Source organism: Pirellulales bacterium (genome assembly GCA_036490175.1).
Lineage (GTDB): Bacteria > Planctomycetota > Planctomycetia > Pirellulales > JACPPG01 > JACPPG01.
Map to the genome: position 1 here is coordinate 1 of DASXEJ010000222.1, position 20,040 is coordinate 20,040.

Here is a 20,040-nt window from a genome sequence, read left to right on the forward strand (position 1 = left end):
AGCCCAACACGGCATGTGCCGTAGGTGAGAGGTTGAATACTGCCGGCATGATGTCGACCTGGCCGTAGGCAGTAGCCGCCTGGAAAACCGCCTGCACGGCAACGGCGTAGGCGGTCATCGCGAGAATGCGGGTCGAGGCGCGGCGCAGTGCAGTGCCTCGGAATGAGAACACGGACTTCACCCAGTTCTTACGGTCGTACTCAATCATGGCTGCGTGGTTCTACCGATGTCGTACCCGACCTGACGTTAACCTTTCCCCGAATCCAATCTCGCTGATCCTACCTTGCGGTGGTTATTGCAGGCAACCGTGGCTTACCACCGGTTGCGGGTTTTTGGCTACTTCCCCTGGCCGTTACCTAGCACACATGCTGCCGCTTCTGGATGGGAACGGTCTTTGGCGCCGTTTCTGGGATGGCATCGATCTGTTTCAATCCGGCTATCACATCTTGGGCGAACTTTTCTGCCAGATCGCGGCTGAAGTTCTCCTTGACTACGGCGCGCAATACGTGCGTTTCCTGCGCATTGGCCGGCAGCGGATAGGCCGGCACAATCCAGCCACGTTGTCGCAGGGCATCCGACAAGTGATAGAGAGTTTTAGGCGATGCGTCCCGGTCTTTCAACTTCACGACAACCACGGGCAGGTATTTCGACTGGTTCAACAGTTCGAACCTTCCGGTATCGAGTAGCTTTTTCTCAAGATAACGAGCATTGCTCATTATGTTCTCAATCACCTGCCGATAGCCCGTGCGACCAAGCCGTAAAAAGTTGTAGTACTGAAGCAGGATTTGGCTACTTGGCTTGGAAAAATTCAGACTGTAGTTGAACATCTCGCCGCCGAGATACGTGATTTTGTAGATCAATTCGGATGGCACGACGTGCTCGTCGCGAAATACTACGCTTCCCATGCCCGGGTAAATTAAGCCGAACTTATGATTCGAGGCGTTGATCGAACGGACGTGGTCCAATCGGAAATCCCAGGCAAGATCCGGATAAGCGAAAGGGGCCACGAAGCCGCCGCTGGCTCCGTCGACGTGAATTGGGATGTCCCAGCCATTTTGCCGTTTGATTTTCTTGAGCAGCGTATTGATCTCGCCAATTTCGTCGATCTGGCCTGTGAACGTGGTGCCAAGGATGCAGCCCACGGCGGTGGTATTTTCGTCGATGTGGGCGGCCACTTTCTCAGCCGTTAGAATATGGCAGTCGGGCTCGAGCGGTACGATTCGCGCCTCGACGTCGAAGTAGAGGGCGAACTTCTCCCAGCAGGTATGCACGTCGGCCCCGAATACGACATTGGGCCGATCCACATGCTTTCCCTCGGCAATCCGTCTCTTGCGCCAGGCCCATTTATGCGCCAGCAATCCGAGCATGATCGCCTCGCTCGAGCCGACCGTGGCAGTGCCCATCGGCCGGGCGTCCTTGGGTGCGTGGAAGAGTCGCGCCAGCATGCTGATGACGCGCTGGTGGATTTCGTCAGTCTGCGGATACTCGTCTTGATCAATTAGGTTTTTATTGGCGGTGTCTGCCAGCAGCCGTTCGGCCTGTGGCTCCATCCAGGTAGTGACAAAGCTGGCTAGATTCATGACGGGATTGCCGTCCAGATTCATTTCGTCGCGGACCAATTGCAGTGCCACATCGGCCGGCAAGCCATCCTCGGGAATGGCGTATTTTGGTATCGGGCGCACGAAGCTGCGCGACGCATATGCCGGCGCCAACTCTTCTTCGCTGTGGTGCTTGAGCGGTTTCATAAGATTTCTGTGGTCTAGGGTAGGCCGTTCCCCAGGTTGATAATTGCAATCTAAGTTGCGTTATCCGCTTTCGGACGAATGTCTATGAGGATGCGCACGCGCCGGCAGTTCGGAAAATCTATTTCGCCGCGCGACGGTGTGCCTACGTCACTCCTCGGGCTTGAAGGAGACTTGCTGGGCTACGCCATTTTCAACCACCAGTGCCGTCGACTCGGACACTCTTTCCCAATGCTCGCTGATGCCGTCCAGCGGTTCGGACAGAATTAAGAGGCCGTCCGCGGGTAAGTCCTCGGTTTTGCCGCCTACTTCGTGCAGGGCGTGCAGATTGCGGCTGTGGTAAAGGCTGGGGGAGCGATGGTCGCTCGAATATCGTACCGCGACAATCCGCTTGCCGTCGGCCACAGCCACGGTCATGTAAAGACCGTCTTGGACATGGTGTGCACGGCGGACGCGTTCGATCGTGCCGACCATCAGTGCCAGCGCTCGTAGAGGATCCTTGGCAAGTCCATAGGTTACCGCCAGATAGAGCATGGTCTCGCTGTCCGTTGAGCCGCGCATCTGAGGAAACAACTCTGGCGCGATCGCCATTTGCAAATCACGCTTTAGCTTGTCGAAGCCGCCGATTTCGCCATTGTGCTGGAAAAGATAGTGTTGATGTCGGAAAGGATGGCAATTCGTGCGCTGGATCGCAGTGCCGCTAGTCGCCCGCACGTGTGCCAGGATCATGTGCGAGCGGACTTGTGCGGCTAGGTTCTGAAAATTATCGTCGTTCCAGGCCGGCTGCGTGTCATGGTAGACACCAGGCCAGGGGCGGCTGCCATACCAACCCAGCCCGAAGCCATCACCATTGACGGTGTAGATCGATCGCTGGGCGTGCTGGCTCTGCGCGACCAGCGAGTACTGCGGCTTGAACAGCAGGGTGTCGGCAAAGACTGGCGATCCGGCGTAACACAGCCAGCGGCACATGAGATTAGCTCGGATTTGTGAATGCAACACGATGAATTAACACGCGAGCGATAGTGTGGGCACCTAACAGCTGCGCCGGTCTCTCGTCATTGATCATTTCGCGAACATCATTTTTTCAAAAACTTCACGCATACGGGACGTGGAATCTCGACCGAGTGGTTGGTCGGTTCTAGCTTTCCACTAGCCTGATCTATGCGAAATACATTGATGGTATCTGAGTCCTGATTGGCTGCCAGCAAGAACTTGCCGTCGGGATCGATGCCAAAATTGCGGGGGGTCTTTCCTCCTGTCGGCTGGTGCCCAGCGGGCCACAGTCCGCCCGTGGCTGGATCAATCGTAAAGATCGCGATGCTGTCGTGGCCGCGGTTCGAACCATATAGAAACTTACCCGACGGATGAACGCGCACTTCCGCCGTAGTGTTCTCGCCGGAAAATCCCTCGGGCAGTGTGCTCACCGTGGCAATTGGCTTGAGCGTGCCACGCTGCGCATCATAAGTGAATGCAGTGACGGTCGACTTCATCTCATTGATCACATACGCAAACTGGCCATTGGGGTGAAACACGAAATGGCGTGGGCCCGACCCCGGCGGCACCGAGACCGAGGCAGGGTCATTGGCCGTGAGTGTTCCCTTGGCCGGATCAAACCTGTAGATCATTACCTTGTCGAGTCCCAGATCGGCGACAAATGCGAAATGGTTCGCGGCATCGAGATTGATCGAATGCGGATGTGGGCCTTCCTGCCGGCCGGGGTCGACGCTCTTACCCACGTGCCGGACAGTGCTGGATGCAGGAGCGACCTTACCGTCGCTGCCGATCGGCAACACGGCCGCGGTGGCTCCGCCATAATTGGCCACAAGCACGTTCTTGCCCTGTCGATCTACCACCAGATGGCAGGGACCGGCGCTGGTGGACGATTGATGGTTCAACGCGCTGAGCTTGCCGGTAGATGGATCGAGAGCGAACGCGGTGACCGCGCCGCTACCGGTGTCCGTGTAATCTCCCACTTCACTGACAGCGTAGAGAAACCGGTGGTTAGGATGTATCGCCACGAACGAAGGGTTTTTCACATTACCGCTTGCGGACAACCGCTTTAGCGCGCCGGTGTCCAAATCGAGCTCGCAGGTATAGACCCCCTCGTCCGTGCCGGACGTGTATGTGCCGACGAACACTAGGCAAGTATTGCTGGCTTGATCTTTATTGTCAGCGGCGTGACCCGCGGCGAGTGGACCGGCAAACGGTATGGAGCTTGTCATGAGAATGGCGAGCAGTATTGTTGTCAGGCGGTATGTCATGCGCATGCGTCCGAATGATTGTGGGTAAAGTCACGGTGGCCGACAGTTTAACAGGCGCGGCGCGCACCGCCAAACGAGCGCAGATTTAGAAAGGTAGACCGAATGAGCGAGATTCCGCCCGATCTTACATCGGCTTGGCAAATGAGATCACGGTCCAGTCCGACAGGTCGGCGTCGGTGAACCAGCGCGTGTCGCCGGCCTCGACGATGGTTTTGCGGTGTGGATCGTATTGGATGTCTTCATCACGCCAATAGTCCAAACCCAGCGACAACGCTGCCGATCCCGTCAGACGCACCCGGGCTTCGCACCACACGCGGTCGGTTCCCGGTGGCAGGGTCGAGCGGCCGCAACCATACCAATGCCAGACCTTCTCCGGCCGGTCGCTCACTTTGAGCGTTGCGGCACCGCCGCCAAACGTCGCCGGCAGTTCTAAAAATCGGTTCCCGGCGAGCGAGCCATCGCCGAACCACGGCTTGCGCATGTAAAGCCCGCCGCAAATTGTGTCATCGAAATTCTCTTGCTTGAGCACGCGGTCTGCACCGTCGACCACGGCGTGCAGCGCGAGCCAATCGACCTCGACCTTGCCAGGCTCATTGCGTCGGCGTGTGTCCTGAATCGCCTCGAGCCAAGCGATCGCGGCTTGCATCCCCGGCGGTGGCGTGCGACGTTTGACGATCCCGTTTGGTGGCCCCGAGTTAGGAGGGGGCCCAAGAAAGCCTAGCGGCTTAGGTGCCCCTTTCGCCTGGTCGTCTAAGGGATCGAGAGACGCTCTCTCATTCACAGGCGACGAATCGTCTGCGCCCCTCGACACCGTCTCGGCCGACATGGTCACGGCCAAAGTCGTAACGCAATAAAACCTGATCGCGGCGACTACCGCCGGGTAGATGCGCATCATGGGAGATTCACCGCGTAGAGGGCAGAGTTTCTTGTTCTGCGTCGACGATCGGCCGTCTGCCCCGCCGCGTGATCTGCCACGCGCGATCAGCTTTGGGCAAACGTCGATGTGTTCGGCACCTGATAACGGACGGCCAAATGCGGAGTTTCCATCCTCTTTTGCCCGCTCCCCAACGATAGCATGCCGGCTGCCACCAGGCCGGACGTCAGTAGCGTCCGCTCGATGGGATAGGGGGTTTTTCCGGTCAGAAACGTCTCTTCGGCCTTTGACATCAGTTCGGCCGAGTAGGTGACATTGGGGTTGGGGGGGAGATAAAAGAGTGTCGAGAGTGGCTCCGACTGGTTTTTCAGACGCGCTGCGAAGGTAAAGTCTCCCACCAAGCCGTTCATCAAAAGCATCGTCGCGCGGACACCGTCCGCGTATTCGAACCGGTAGCAGGCAGGGTCCTTGACCCACTGTTGAATCTGCTCGCGGGTTGGATAACGATCGCTAAAGCTCTCTGGCTGCGCTAGTGTTTGAGTGCGGCTGAGACAGGCCGCGAATAAGTCGGGATCCCATCCCCCGGCGGACCAACTGCCCGCGTCCATGGCCTTCCACACGGCGTCGCCGCGCAGTCCCTGCATGGCTACGACGCCGGTCTCGCCCCCGCGGCGCCGCTCCGCCATGCACTGAATTACTTCCAGAGCATGAAAGTCGTAGCTGTCCAAGCCGCCAATGGCCACGCACATCAACTCTTCGATCTGGGCGCCATGGGGCATATCGATCGACGGCATGCGCCAGGTCACTGGCAGCGACGATCCGGCGAGAAACGGGAAATTCAATGCCCGCGAGGTCTCGACCATTTCCTTGGCCCACTCCCATTTCCAGGACAGGTGCTTGTCGTTGAACACCGGCGTAGTGCGGCCCTCGCTGCGGAAGACGTCGGTCACTTGTTTGAAGAATTCATAGCGCGGATATTTTTTCTGTCCAAGCTCGTTATCGGGATAATCGCCGTGCTCGCCAATGATCAAAACGGCGTCGACGGCAAGTTGCCCCGTGCCGGCGCGCAACGCTTCGGCGATCGTGGGATAGATCTTGAAGCCGAACTCCTCCGCGCGTTTGCGGCTCAGGTCGATTTCGGGAAATTGATCGACGTATGCCGAGACGACCTCGAATGGCGGTCGGTGCCAACGTCCTTGCAGTGGATAGCCGACCAGGAATCTTTCGCCCATGTGCCAAGCGTGTGAGTGATAACGCCATTCCGTCGTGATGATAGCCAGCCGCTTGCGGGGCTGCTGTGCGGAGTTCGCGGCGCGAGCGGCAGCGAGTTCTCCAATTCCGAGTCCGCCGATTCCCGTCGCGGCAAGTCCGCCACCCACGGTTCCGAGAAAGTTTCTACGAGTCAACATCGAGATGCCTGCGAAGAGGAGTGATTCGTGGGTGATTTAGTCGGGAATTCCCTAATGTCGACGAACCGCTTACGCGAGGATGTCGTGGACAACGTGGCCATGGACGTCGGTCAGGCGAAAGTCGCGACCGGCATAGCGGAAAGTGAGACGTTCGTGGTCCAAACCTAGCTGGTTGAGGATGGTGGCCTGCAGGTCGTGAACGTGTACTTGATTCTCGACGACGTTAAAACCCAACTCGTCTGTCTTGCCGTACTCCATGCCAGGTTTAATTCCGCCGCCCGCCATCCACAAGCTAAACGCTTGCGGATGGTGATCCCGTCCCAAGCTGCGTCCCAGCGCCACATTCGACTCGACCATGGGCGTGCGGCCGAACTCGCCCCCCCACACAACCAGTGTCTCGTCGAGTAGTCCGCGCTGGCGCAGATCCTTGACGAGAGCCGCGGCGCCACGATCTGTGTCGCCGCAATTCTTGGTATGGTTGCCAACGAGATCACTGTGGGCATCCCATCCTTCGTTGTAGATGCTGATGAACCGCACACCGCGCTCGACCATTCTTCGCGCCAACAGGCAGGCGCGCGCAAATGATGGTTTGGCCGGATCGACGCCATACATATCGAGCGTAGACTGCGATTCGCTCTTCAGCTCCATCAATTCTGGCGCCGAGGTTTGCAGCCGGAACGCCATTTCGTAGGAAGCGATGCGGGTAGCTATCTCAGGATCGCCGACCGATGCCAAATGTTCGCGATTCAACTTAGCGACCAGGTCGAGCGTGTCGCGCTGCGAGCGGCTATCAATTCCGGCAGGACTCGAGACATCGAGAATCGGGTCCCCTTGATTGCGGAAGCGAACACCGGAATAAACGGTCGGCAAGAATCCACTCGACCAGTTGGCCGCGCCGCCACTAATGCCAGTGCCGGTTGACATGACAACAAATGCCGGCAGGTCGGTCGTCTCGGCACCCAGGCCGTAGGTGGCCCATGAGCCCATGCTGGGACGGCCTGGCTGCGAGAACCCTGTATTTATAAAAAGCTGCGCAGGCGCATGATTGAACTGGTCGGTACGCATCGAACGAACGAGACAAATGTCGTCTACGACGCCGGCCAATTGAGGCAATATATCGGCAATCTCCGTTCCGCTCTGGCCATGTCTGGCAAATTTAAAGCGAGGTCCGAGCGCTGCCGCATCGGCGCGTATAAAGGCGTAGCGCTGGCCACCGATAACTTCCGGCGGAATCGATTTGCCCTCGTATTTGGCGAGCGCCGGTTTGTAGTCGAACAGGTCGAGATGGCTAGGCGCGCCCGCCATGAATAAGTAGATCACAGACTTTGCCCGTGGCGCAAAATGTCCTGCCTTAGAGGCAAGCGAATCTGTGGGAGCGTTAGCTGCCGCTCGCAGGTGGCGAGGTTCCTTGAACGCATTGGTGAGCAACGAGGCTAACGCGATCTTTCCCAGACCGAGTCCGCTGTCTTGCAAGAACAAACGGCGCGATTGTCGTGTCGCGGCCTGAAGCGCGTCCGCGGTGAAGGAAGCCGGCATGCTCATGTGTCCGCCATTCAGGCGGGCGCCTTGTTCTGGGTAAGTAGGCATGCATCATTCCTTAGTGATTGTTTCGTCGAGATTCATCACGGCCCGGGCCGTAAGCGTCCATGCTGCGCGATTCATTGTTTCGGCTGGCGTCTCCCCATCGATCGCACCGGCAATCGAACTGGCAGCAAGCTCGCCTTGCCGCAGGCGGTCGAGCTGTGCGTTATGGAAAGCGGTCAACAGCGTGAGCTCTGCGTTCGATGGGGGGCGGCTCATGCAGCGGCGCACGAGAAGATCAATTGTGGAATCGAGAGGAGCCCTTTCACCGGCCAATTGTTTGCCCAAAGCCTGGGCCGCTTCGACGAAGACCCCGTCGTTCAGAAGTGCCAGCGATTGAAGAGGGGTATTCGATATGTCGCGCCGCGCCAGGCAGGCTTCCCCACTCGGTGCGTCGAAGGTTGTAAACATTGCATAGGGGGCGGTTCGCTTGGCGAAAGTATACACGCCCCGGCGGTAGCGATCCGCCCCGTCGCTCACCTTCCAGGCCAACGGGCCGTATGTTCCCTCCGAGCTTACTCCCGGTGGCTGTGGCGGAAAGACGCTCGGACCGCCGATCCTTGCTGATAGTAATCCCGATGCCGACAGAGCAACGTCGCGAACTAGCTCGGCATCCAAGCGAAGTCTTGGCGCGCGCGCCAGCAGTTTGTTTTGCGAATCTCGGGAGAGCAATTCTGCTCCCGCGTGCGATGACTGTCGGTACGTCGCGCTGGTGACGATCAGCTTGTGTAGTTTCTTGAGGGACCAGCCGTCGTGCTGGAATTGTACGGCTAGCCAGTCGAGCAGCTCTGGATGTGTAGGGGGTTCTCCCTGGTAGCCGAAATCTTCAGTGGTCCGCACCAATCCGCGGCCAAAAAACGCCGCCCACTGTCGATTAACGGTTACGCGACCCACCAGCGGATTGCGCTCGCTGGCCAACCAACGAGCCAGCGCGAGTCGATCATGTGCCTCATTCGCTGCGAGCGGCGCAAAAATGCTGGGCACCTCGGCCTCGACGGAATCCGTGGGTTGCAGGAATTCGCCCCGCTTATGAATATTCGTGCGGCGTGGATTCTCGGTCGGTCGTTCACTCATGACGAGCGATGTGGCGTAAGCCGGCATCTGGTCACGAAGCTTGCGGATCGCGTCTCTTTCGTTCGACAGTTCGGGCGCAACGGACAAATAGTACGTCAACAGCCGGCTGCGATCCTCTGCGGTTCGTTCTGTAGACGGCCGGGCAAGAATTGACTCAATGTCACAAGGGAGTCCGTGGGCAGTAATCGGCCGTGGGTCATCGGTGCCCCAAATCCGGAAACGCCCTAGTCCTGCGGCATAGTATTTTTCAAACAGCAATTCCAAGTCGATCGACGAGGCGCCGGCGAGCGGAGTCGCGAGCGTGAATACCGCCGAATGCTCCCGACCCTGGCCGCCGCTAACGGACCAGCCGGTTTGCGGGTCGCCATCGATTGACATCGCCGCTGTATCTTTAGCATTCGCATAGGACTGGCTGGCCCCGGAAAATGCAAGCTTGGCTTCTAGGCGACGAAGTGTGATTTCGCTTAAGAAAAAATCGCCAAAGGGTCCTTCGTACGCGATTCGGCCAGGCCCTTGCTTGGGCAGACGATCGTCGGGAATGGCTTCGATCCGCAAGGCCGTAAGCCGTGACAGAGGATTCTCGAGCTTCAGTCGATAGATGTCACGCTTAGTCTGGTCACCGCTGGCCAACACGGACGCGTCTGCGAGGATTTGTAGGGTCGGAACGTCGCTTTTTGCCGACACTGGTTTAAGCAACGACCATTTCACCGCGCGTGCGGATTCGGTTGCTGCCCAGTCCTCAAACTTGTGTGCAAGGTGGTCCTGACGGCGCAGCTGTTCCGGCCTGTCGTCGTGCAACTGCTCGCCGACCTGTACGCGAAAGCGACCCAGCGTGTGATGCCCGCCGTATTTCTGGCCTAATTGAATTGTCAGGCGAGTCGAGCCTGCCTCGGAATGCGGCCGGTCAAAACGAAAGACAGCACGCCTGGGCACGTTCCAGGGCTCGGGGCCCTGGATGGCCCAGCCGGTCTTGTCAGATTGATCGAAGGCCTGTTCCGGGGGAAACCCTGCCTGCGAAAAATCGGCTTCTGCACTGGCAAAAATGATTGATTCCGGCGTGCTCGTGGCCGCGTTTGAGGATGCCGCCACTGCAATTTCAGTCAGCACAAAGTTACCATGCGGAGTACGACCAGGACCTTGTTTCGGCAACTGCGCATCCGTGAGCGCGTCGATCTTGACCGCGGAGACATTCGCCTGATTGCTGTCGAGGATCAGCGTGTACGTGTCCTGTTCGGGATCGACGCCTGAAACCCGAATCGAGCCATCTTCGAGCACTTCGGTTTGGGCCCCGCTCGCGGTCGTTGCGCTTATCAGAGTGGCGTTGTGCCAGCGGATATCCCCCTCAGGCGGGAAGCGGTTGGCCATATTGGCCTCGGCGGCAGCAATCTGTACGGCAATGTCCGCGCGGCGCGCCGCGATATCCGGGGCAGGCACGTCCATCTCGGGCTCGTCAGCATTGTTCAAAAAGGCCATCAGCCGATAGAAGTCCCGATGAGGGATCGGGTCATATTTGTGCGTATGGCATTGTGCGCAGCCGACGGTTAGTCCCATCCACACCGTACCGGTCGTGCCCACGCGATCTATCATTGCGTAGAAGCGAAATTCCAATGGGTCGATGCCGCCTTCCTCGTTAAGCATCGTATTACGGTGGAAGCCCGTGGCGACACGATCCTGAACCGTGGCCCCCGGCAGCAAGTCACCGGCCAGTTGACGAATCGTGAATTCGTCGAAGGGCATGTCGGCATTGAGAGCATTGATGACCCAGTCACGGTAGGGCCAAATCGATCGCGTCCGGTCCTTTTCGTAGCCGTTGCTGTCGGCGTAGCGGGCCAAGTCGAGCCAACGCCGTGCCCAGCGCTCACCATAGTGGGGCGAGGCAAGCAATCGATCGACCAACGCTTCGTATGCTTGCGCCGTATTGTCGTAAACGAAGGCATCGACTTCAGCAGGCGTCGGCGGAAGGCCAATCAAGTCGAGGTACAAACGTCTCACGATGGTGTACTTGTCCGCTTCCGGCGATGGCGCCAGGTTGGCCGCCTCGATCCCGTCCAGCACGAAGTAATCGATTGGATTGCGAGGCCAATGGCTGTTACGGACGATTGGAATGGCGGCCTGCTTCGGGGGCATAAATGCCCAATGAGATTCGTAATTGGCGCCGGCGGCGATCCAGTCTCGCAGGATTTGACGTTGTTGATCGGAGAGGGGCTTATTGGCAGCGGGCGGTGGCATCTGCGAATCGGGTTCCGGAGCGCATGTCCGCCGGATGATTTCGCTTTCGTCTGGCTTACCAGGCAAAATGGCGATCGCACCGGAGTCAGATGCGGCTAAGGCCGCATCACGCATGTCGAGCCGCAGACCTGCTTCACGCGATTGCTCGTCCGGACCGTGACACTTGAAGCAATGGCCGGCCAGAATCGGGCGCACGTCGCGATTGTATAGGGGCGGTTCTCCACCGCGCGCCGTCATTGCGAACAACGACATCACGGATGCCGCGGTCAGCGCCGTTGAGAAACAGCGGCTAAGCGCGCTCGAACCGTTCATGGGCGAGGCCATTATTTGGCACCCTCGTTCTCTGGGATCCGTCACTTCGGCGGATCGTAGGTTTCTGAAGTGACGCGGGGCGGTGGGCTTATGCAGGGGGGAGCGATCGATCGCGCCGTGCCAGCGGCACTTGCCGATCGTCGTTACTTTGAAGCCGATTCCTGGTTACTATATGACCACACAGCTGGACCCGGTTCAAGCTTTCGGCGGCGGGTTTGACTGAGGAGAAGACAGATCTACGCGTTTCTACTCTGACTCAGCAAATAAGCATTGTCCGGCGCGCGCCGTTTCGCTCGTGAGCAAGTGGTAGTTCGATTACGTCTGTTTTTTGGCCAGGATCGCGTCGAGCGGCGAATCCGTTGTTTTTCCCTCGACGCCGGTAAATCCGACCTGGGCGAGCAGCTCGCGATATTCCGTCAGGGACCGTTCTTTGCCCTCGGTGCAAGTGAGCATGTTGAGGCTTTGCAACTGGGCCCAACGCGGCCCGCTCTTGTCTTCTGCAAGCATCTTTTCCGCGATCAACAATGCGCCCCCCGCAGGCAATCGCTCGTAGATTCGGCTCAGCAATTTGAGGATTTTTTCTTCGGTCCAATCATGCACGATGCGGCCCAATGTGTAGATGTCCCCCTGTGGCAACTGATCCACGAAGAAGTCGCCGGGGATTACATCAACGCGATCGGCGACCGACGATGCGCCGACGATTTCCTCTGCAAGCGGCACGGCGTCGGCCAGATCAAAAACAATAGCGTGCAGGGATGGATAACGTTCGCAGGCGGCGATTGCCAGGTGCCCGGTTGCACCTCCCAGGTCCACGAGCAGGTGAAATCGTGAGAGATCGAAGGCGCAAACTACCTGCGGAGAGCTGATTACGCCGAATCCGTGCATGCCCAGCAAGAACTCCCGCTTAGCCTGCTCGGTGCGGAAGAAATGTGAGAAAATGGGGCCATCCCAGCCGAACGCCTGTTGCCAGCGATGCGTTCCTTCGCGCACCGCGTCTTCGAGGTGATACCACAGCTTCCACATCACCTCGTTTGAGTAATTTATGTAACCAGTCATGCGGCGCGAGCTGGTGGCTGTGAGATAAGTCTGCGCCGTCGGCGTGTTTTCGTAAGCGTCCCCTCGGCGTCTTAACAGTTGTAATCCGACGCAGGCGTTGAGCAGGCGTTCTAGCCCGTCGCGATTAGCGGACAACCGCCGTGCCAACTCGTCGCGCGTCAGAGCTTCGTTATCGAGAGCATCAAAGATGCCGAGCGATACGGCGGCGAACATCACTTTGGAACGGCGAAATGCTTCCAGCAGATCGATGACCAAGCTGGGATCGGGGGCCGGCGTGTAATCGGTCATTGAGATTTCCTGAAGACGCGAGGGAATGTCGTACTGAGCGGTGACACGGCGCAAGCAGACGATGCAAGTTGTGGCGAGTGCATAAGCGAACGGGGCAGTTTCAACCTAGGCGGGCTTTAAAGTCACTGCAGGCCGGTGACAATTCGCGCACATGCGCATTCCGTAATGTGTTGAAAAATCAATTCCGCGCCGATTTTGCAGAGTTGTTTTACCATTCTATCCGGCGCCTGACGAACGCATCGCGTAAGCCCGTGCCCCTATGCGGAAGTCAGTTGGGCGGACGGCTTGCTCGTAACGCTGTCAGCCAGGCATGGATTTGTGCCGCGTATTCATTGCGCCCCTTTAACCGCGCCAGCATCAGCGCCTGCTCGGCTGCTGCACTTGCCTCATCAACGCGGCGCAAGTCGGCATATGTCCTGGCTAAGTACATTTGGGCGTCGATCGAGTCGGGCTCACGCGCAAGCGTCTGCTGGAACTGCTCGATTGCTTCTTCCCGCCGTCCCACGGCGGCCAGCGCCGTGCCAAGATTGATGTGACCTGCGGCGTACTCTGGTTTCAGCCGCAGAGTCGCTTGAAAATGCGGTATGGCATCCTGCGGTCGGCCAGCATCGACTAGCGCCATCCCCAGGTTGTTGTGGGCCTCGACGAAATCCGGTTGCTCTTGGAGGGCTTCCTCGAAGCGTGTCATCGCCTCGGGTATGCGGCCGGCGCGCAGCAAGATGCAGCCCATGTTGTTGAGATGGGGCGCTCGTTTGTCGGGTTCAAGGCGCAGCAGATGTTCGTATTGTTCGATTGCTTCTTGCGGACGACCCGCATTAACCAGTTCCAGCCCCAAGTTCATAAGCACTAGCGGACTGTCGGGCAGGTGCGTAGCCGTGTCTTGCCAGAGTGTGACAGCGTTCTGGTAGGCCGACAGACGATGCACGTCGACAGTCATATAGCCGACCGCTAAGAGTACGCAGGCGCCGGTCGTGATCAGCAGGGGAGTGGGGCGATCGATTGTGCCGGTTTCGTCTTGCCGGCGGCGTCCGACGAGCCGCTGCAGCAACCTGTATCCAACCATGATAGCAAGGACCAAGATCGCGACGAGCGGCAGGTACATCCGCCGCTCCGCCGCGACCTCTGTGGCGATTGGCACTAGGGAGGTTGGAGCCAGGATCATCAATATTGACGCAAACAAAAAGCCCACTGCGGTCGGTCGCCAATTCAACGTGAGCGTGGCGACCACCAGCGCGGCAACCGCCCCTAGCCATGGCCATGCCGCCGAGAATGTATCGAAGTAAGCCATTTCGTAGTGGATCACTAGCGGCCACGGCCACACGGCAAGTCCGAGGTACATGAGCAACACTTTGCACTGGGTAAGCCACCAGGCGACGGCCGGCACTCCCGCGTGAAATCCAGCCGTTGCCGCCCGAGGCCCATTGACGTTGAGTGCGAGCAATACGACCCAGCCTAAGAGGAATCCAGCGTACAACGGCCATGAAGCCGCCAAGGCGCGACGGAATGAGCCAGTAAGAAACGTTCGCTCGAACAACAGAACGACTACCGGCGCCGAGACCATGACCTCTTTGCACGTCATTCCCGCGATGCAGGAAATAATTGATATCGAGAGCCACGTCCTGCGCCCCAAGGGCGTTGTTGCCGCCCAGTATCGCAGGCTGCCGTACAGCGTGGCGACGTAGAACGCGCCCATCAACAGTTCCGTTCGCTGCGTAATGTAGGTGACCGTTTCGGTCTGCAGCGGATGTACGGCCCACATGAGCGCAATCAGCAGCGCAAGGGGCTCGGCCTGCTGATCAAACGAACCGCCGAAGTAACTTAGGCGAAGAACACGGGCCAAAGTGGACCAGACCAATAATGCTACTACGGTATGTACCGCGATATTGAATAGGTGATAGCCGGCTACATTGAGGCCGCCAAAGTGATAGTTCACTGCCAGCGATAAGTTCACCAGCGGCCGACCCGAGGTGCTCGACTCGGGACCAGGATTCAGGGGGCCAGGGTGATCAGCATCGCCCACGAGAGGCCACAGATGCAAAATCGACGGGTTGTACAAAACGCTGTTGGAATCGTCGTAGATGAGCGGCGCGCTGAGACTCCTCCCATACACGAACCACACCGCGCCCCCGAGGATCGTCGTGGCAATCGCAGTAAGTACCAACTGCCGGCTCAGGACAGATCGAGGGAGGAATGCCCCGGTATGTGGCGGGCCTGACGATCGGCCCGCGGTGGGAGAACGGTGAGTCCTACGTTTTTCCATCTGCTCTTTGGAATTCGAAGTACCGAGTTCACCCGGCAGGGCCGTATTGTGTCATTCGGCCAACTCAGGCGACTTGCCATCTAGATCTAGATTATCCTGCAACGACTACCAAACCCGCATTCTTCCAATGTGTCGGCTCATTTCATTTTAGAGGGTAACGGCCAAACGCCTATTCCACGATGCCGGCGCGCGTGGTAGCTGTGCGATCCGACGGCGCTTTCATGATAACGTCCACCGCCTGCCCGCCCGAGCGAACAAGATTCGCAGGCGAATGTCTGAGGCGAAATAGTTCCGGCATTTTGACGTCGGATATTTATTGACCTCGCCAGAAGAATCCATCATAGTGGCGACCACTTTCCGCTACTTGGCGACAGTCATCTCGGGTGGTACGCGACGGCCGCCGTAGCAGAGGCGGTATCTGGCGATAGCAGCGAGCCCATCAATTTTGGCCTGGGTAGCTAATGGGACAACAGCGATTCTGACAAGCACGCTTGCACTAAGCGTACTTCCGACGAGTCAATGTCCCTCAGCATCTTAAACCAGGCATTTTCGCCCGCACTCCGTCCGGAATGACGCTCTTATGATACGGAATCTCGCGGCGTTCTTCGTATTGTTTAGTGTTACTCCACGACTACTTGCCGCCGATTTGTATCACGATCAGCTCTTTGGTGTTCAGACGACTTCGAACATCGTCTATGGTACTGGCCCGACGAACAATGGCGCCAGCACCGAGAGTCTGGAACTCGATCTGTACCAACCGACGCAAGTTACCCCCATACCCGTTCCGGCGGCCACGCCTGCTATCGTCCTCGTTCATGGCGGTGGTTTTATCGACGGTGACAAGACGGACATGGCGCCGTTGGCCGAAGAGTATGCGTCGCTGGGCTACGTTGTTGTTTCAATCAACTACCGCATGTATGCCGATCTACCCCCTCCCGGTACCTCTCCTGGTCCGGCTGACAATTTTATCGAGCCTCCGCCGCCTTTCGAGACGTTTCCTGACCTGACACTCGGCGGCAACGCTATTAACGCCGCGGTACACGACACAGAAACCGCGATGAACTGGGTGCGCGATAATGCCGCGACCTTTCACATTGATCCCTCACGCATTGGCGTGGGTGGGGTATCGGCCGGGGGGATTACCGCAGAACTTGTAGGCTACAACGACTCACCGGCCCATATTACGCCGTCGGTCGTACTCGACTTCCTGGGCAGCATGTACGGAACCGAGGGGGTGATCCACGCGGGCGCACCGCCAGCATTCATGTTTCATGGAGATGCCGATACCACGGTGCCGTTTGCCGGTGATGTGGCCGTTGCCAATCAGTTGACGGCAATGGGCGTTTACCACGAATTTTATGACGGCGTCGGCATAGGCCATGAATTGGATGACACCGTCTTCGGAATGACTTTTGGTAGCGAGACGTTACTGCAGCACAATATCGATTTCCTGGCGAATCACCTGGTGCCTGAGCCGTCTGCTTTTGTCCTGGCGGGCTTGGGATCTATCGCATTGCTGGCCCTAAGACGGCAGGTCCTGCCCAAAGTTGCCTAAAAGTTGTCGCGAACAGAGGGCCAAAGGCGCGGGCGACGTCGGGTTGCTTTGCGGCCATCGACGGGATCAATGCGCTGGACCTGTCTAAGACCCTCATAGTGATCGGATGCGTTGCCGGGTGTCACTACTGGACCTCGATGGCCACTTGCTCGATCGCCGCGTGGCCGGACTTGCGGAAGGGACGCGGCATGGGCTGGCCGTTTCCTTTTTCGTCGACGGCCCGACAGCGCAACGTGTACTTTCCTGGCGGCAGGCCCGATATCAAGGCCGCCCAGTGAATTTTGGTTAGCCGCATCGGCCAGGTACGCGGTTGAGAACTGCCGGTATCAAAGCCGTGGGTGTGAGCCGGAATTTTGTCTTCGGGCAAGTCGCCTCCCCAGTTGCTTGGCGCCGGCAGGATTTCCGCATCTTGCCAACGCGCGGTCGCAAAATAGGGGTCGCCGGCCGGCGGTTCCTCCGAGTCGGGCAGAATGCAAACTTGCACCTTCGACAGTCCGCCGATCCCCACCTGGGCATACCCGGTCAGAGGGATCGGTTGTCCCGCCAGGATCTTGCCGGGTACGGAAATCGTCGCGGCGAAGCTCTTCAGCGGGCTGTCGATATCGTTGTTCTCTTTCGCATAGGTGTCATTTGCGCCGGCCAGATTGGTCAGCAGTACGTGCGAAAGCCATTTGACGCATTTAAAACCGTAGGCTTCCGGCACGATGATCCGCACCGGGCCGCCGCGTACACTGTTCAGCCATTGCCCGTTGAGCTTGTAGCAGAGGATCACCGGGGGCAGGTCGAACGGATCTTCCAGTACGCGGCCGATCGGCAGCGAGCTGCGAAACATCTGCTGTGGATCGTCGTTATGGTAGCCGTAGTAGAAGACGCGACGCAGCGCATCGTTGGGCCTGGTCAACCATACTAACTCGCGCAGCGGAACTCCCTCCCAGATGCCCATGCCCAACGGGCAGCCCATGTTCAGGCAAGTCATGATCTTGGGGAATCGTACGGCGTGGTTTTCCGCAAGCTTCATGAGGCCTGCGAAATCCAGTGCCGTTCCTTCGGCCTTGGCCATCGGCATTCGCAACACCACCGGATTCTCTGGATCCGAGATCACCTCTAGCCGCCAGGTGTCGCGAGTCAGCCCTGCCTCGCGCTTTTGATCCTCAGCGAGCGAGTGTGGCAGCGGTTTGCCGCGTGACACGTCTTGAAAGTCGTCGGGCGATGTAAGGTAGCTGCCAAGCTTGGCCAGTGCGTCTGCCATTTCCGGAGCCGCCAGCACAGACCCGGTACTTGGTTCACCTCCGGCCAGGCTTGGCCAGAGCGCCAGCGTAGCCGCGCTACCGATCCCCAACTTTGCAAAATGTCTCCGCGAAATTGCGATGTGCTGGCCGAGGAATTGTCCAAGCTCAGACATCGGCTTCTCCCGCGTAATGCGCGTTTGCCGCTACTTGATGCACAAGTGCATCACGATCATTTCCGAGGTATTGCCAAGGGACCATCTTCTAATGCCGACAGAAAACCAGACCAACGCAAATCGGCACGAGGGGGGACGTTTTCCCAGTATAAACGACCGCGCCCGACGGAAACTAGGAAATCTACGCACCGCATTTCGACTCGATATAGCGACGATGGGCTTCGAGGTAGCACTCACGTACCAACCCGCTCATTTCGGCCGAATTCGGAAACCGGTCCGAGAAACCTGGCACCGCGGGGTCGATCGTAAAGCGGGCCGTTTCGACCAGGTGCAACAACAAATCGCGCGGGTCCTCGTCCCCCACGGCAAAGCGGATGGTTGTCGCCGTAATGCCGGCGCTGCGCAGTGCCTCGTCCGAAAGTTCCGAGTGCGTCGTCAAGGCAGGGCAGCTGATGATGGTGTTCGACTGACCCAGGCTGATCATATGGCCAAAAGTCGGCGATAGGTTGTCGAAGAAGCGTTGGAAGGACTCGGTCGGGATATCCGCACCGTCGAAATCGATCGTGAAAAGCGGAGCGGGCAACCCCAGAGACAGCAGCTTTTCACGAAGTGGTGCGTTTTCGTCGCTGGCCAGCACATGCGAGTGGACATTCACAGATGGATGGGCCGCGAGGAACCGGGCCAGGATGCTGGTATTGATGCACTTGGCCAGCATGCGGTTTTCGAGCGTGCGAATGCCTTGCATCACCTCGAAGGCGGCATCGGCGTTCAAGAAAGCTCCCTTGACGTAGTAGACATTCCAGAACAGCGTATCGCGCCAGGAAACGCCGCCGACGGTTTCCCCCTTGGGGATGAACATATCCTCGTTGCGGCCAATGACGACACCAGCTACCACGGTGCCGGAACCGGATAGATCTTTGGTATAGCTGTGGATGACGAAGTCAGGGCGCTCGGCCAAATCGTCGCGTTGCAGAGGGCGGCAGAGGAACGGCGTGCCGATGGTAGCATCGAGCATCACCCGCAATCCCTGTTCGTGCGCGGCACGGCAAATTGCGGGCACATCCAGTACGTAGCCATGCGGATTGCAGGGAGATTCCAGATAAACGTAGGCTCGGCGCCCTGCGTTCAAGCGGTCGGCGTGTGTGACGCGGACGCGGTCCCAGCAGGCCAGCAGATCTTCCGCTTCGCTACCATCGAAGGTCTCAACAGCGATGCCTAAATTGCCGGGCTTAGCGTACCAATCGTGGATCAACTGGTGCGCGCCTCCGTAGATATTGCGGCTCGTAATCAGCACGTCGCCCGCTCCTAGCAAGTGCCCTAGTACGGCGTCGATGGCGGCCATGCCGCTATTGAAGTTCCAGGCGAAATACTCGTCGGCGAAGGGGCCTGCCTCGAGGTCGACGATATAGTTTGCCAGCGATACCGACGTCGGGTTCAGCAGCCGGGAATAAATCTCGAGCAGCAGCTCCTTTCCCTGAAAAGCGTCGGCGATCCACTCCGCGCAGGCATAGATGTAGGTCGCCGTACGCGTGATGACCGGGTTAGCGGCAAAGATGGCGGTGACATTGTCGAATACGGCGTACGGCCCCTTGGCATACTGCGTGGTCTGGCTATATCCAAGGCTCTGGTAGCTGCTCCGCGAAGGGGCCTGCAGCATGTCGAGCAGCTTGGCGAATTGAAATGACAGGAACTTTTTGGCGTTGAAATGCGCGATCCGGTCCGATCGGTCTAATTCTCCGATCGAAGTCAGAGTGATCTGCCACAGCCGGTCGATGTCACCGTGATTTTCATACAACCGCCCGGCAATACGTGCCAGCGTCTGGCCGAACTCGCTGGCCGGGTCGATGCCGAAATGCGCCAGTTGTTCGGCGACTAATGCCGGCACGTCCGCAGCCGTGCTCGAGTTGCGCCGCGGTGACAGCCGCCGCGAGGCGGGGCCTGTCGGCGAAGATTCGCGATCTGTCACGGTGAGGGCTCCTTGGTACGGGGGGCTGTGC

13 protein-coding genes are annotated in these 20,040 nt (G+C 58.5%); 1 reads left to right on the forward strand and 12 read right to left on the reverse strand.

Annotation, left to right across the window (positions count from 1 at the left end):
- The 10 genes from VGG64_15910 to VGG64_15955 all read right to left on the reverse strand — a co-directional run.
- A partial coding sequence (locus VGG64_15910; GenBank protein ID HEY1601088.1) for a hypothetical protein occupies window positions 1-208 on the reverse strand: 208 nt, incomplete at its 3' end.
- Window positions 209-356: 148 nt separating this feature from the next.
- Window positions 357-1,745, reverse strand: a complete 1,389-nt coding sequence (locus tag VGG64_15915) for a glutamate decarboxylase (protein HEY1601089.1) — start codon at window positions 1,743-1,745, stop codon at window positions 357-359.
- 147 nt (window positions 1,746-1,892) lie between these two features.
- On the reverse strand, window positions 1,893-2,711 hold the full coding sequence (locus VGG64_15920; GenBank protein HEY1601090.1) for a class II glutamine amidotransferase: 819 nt from the start codon (window positions 2,709-2,711) through the stop codon (window positions 1,893-1,895).
- Between the two features lie 107 nt (window positions 2,712-2,818).
- Window positions 2,819-3,964 carry a lactonase family protein gene (locus tag VGG64_15925; GenBank protein HEY1601091.1) on the reverse strand — a complete coding sequence of 382 codons (1,146 nt, stop codon included), beginning with the start codon at window positions 3,962-3,964 and terminating at the stop codon, window positions 2,819-2,821.
- 163 nt (window positions 3,965-4,127) lie between these two features.
- Complete coding sequence (locus tag VGG64_15930; GenBank protein HEY1601092.1) at window positions 4,128-4,898, reverse strand: hypothetical protein; 771 nt, start codon at window positions 4,896-4,898, stop codon at window positions 4,128-4,130.
- Window positions 4,899-4,984: 86 nt separating this feature from the next.
- Window positions 4,985-6,286 carry a hypothetical protein gene (locus tag VGG64_15935; protein HEY1601093.1) on the reverse strand — a complete coding sequence of 434 codons (1,302 nt, stop codon included), beginning with the start codon at window positions 6,284-6,286 and terminating at the stop codon, window positions 4,985-4,987.
- Between the two features lie 69 nt (window positions 6,287-6,355).
- On the reverse strand, window positions 6,356-7,873 hold the full coding sequence (locus VGG64_15940; GenBank protein HEY1601094.1) for a DUF1501 domain-containing protein: 1,518 nt from the start codon (window positions 7,871-7,873) through the stop codon (window positions 6,356-6,358).
- Window positions 7,874-7,876: 3 nt separating this feature from the next.
- Window positions 7,877-11,494 (reverse strand): PSD1 and planctomycete cytochrome C domain-containing protein, encoded by a 3,618-nt coding sequence (locus VGG64_15945; GenBank protein ID HEY1601095.1) that lies wholly within the window; start codon window positions 11,492-11,494, stop codon window positions 7,877-7,879.
- 303 nt (window positions 11,495-11,797) lie between these two features.
- The gene (locus tag VGG64_15950; GenBank protein HEY1601096.1) at window positions 11,798-12,826 is read right to left on the reverse strand and encodes a class I SAM-dependent methyltransferase; all 1,029 of its coding nucleotides are present in this window, start codon (window positions 12,824-12,826) and stop codon (window positions 11,798-11,800) included.
- A 268-nt stretch (window positions 12,827-13,094) separates the two neighbouring features.
- Window positions 13,095-14,987 carry a tetratricopeptide repeat protein gene (locus tag VGG64_15955; protein HEY1601097.1) on the reverse strand — a complete coding sequence of 631 codons (1,893 nt, stop codon included), beginning with the start codon at window positions 14,985-14,987 and terminating at the stop codon, window positions 13,095-13,097.
- A 679-nt stretch (window positions 14,988-15,666) separates the two neighbouring features.
- On the opposite strand from VGG64_15955, the gene VGG64_15960 reads away from it, so the two are divergent.
- Window positions 15,667-16,641, forward strand: coding sequence for an alpha/beta hydrolase fold domain-containing protein (locus tag VGG64_15960; GenBank protein ID HEY1601098.1), 975 nt, complete (start codon window positions 15,667-15,669; stop codon window positions 16,639-16,641).
- A 124-nt stretch (window positions 16,642-16,765) separates the two neighbouring features.
- On the opposite strand, the gene VGG64_15965 is transcribed toward VGG64_15960, so the two are convergent.
- Window positions 16,766-18,043 carry a molybdopterin-dependent oxidoreductase gene (locus VGG64_15965; GenBank protein HEY1601099.1) on the reverse strand — a complete coding sequence of 426 codons (1,278 nt, stop codon included), beginning with the start codon at window positions 18,041-18,043 and terminating at the stop codon, window positions 16,766-16,768.
- Window positions 18,044-18,224: 181 nt separating this feature from the next.
- Window positions 18,225-20,009, reverse strand: coding sequence for a PLP-dependent transferase (locus VGG64_15970; protein ID HEY1601100.1), 1,785 nt, complete (start codon window positions 20,007-20,009; stop codon window positions 18,225-18,227).
- Window positions 20,010-20,040 lie beyond the last annotated feature (31 nt).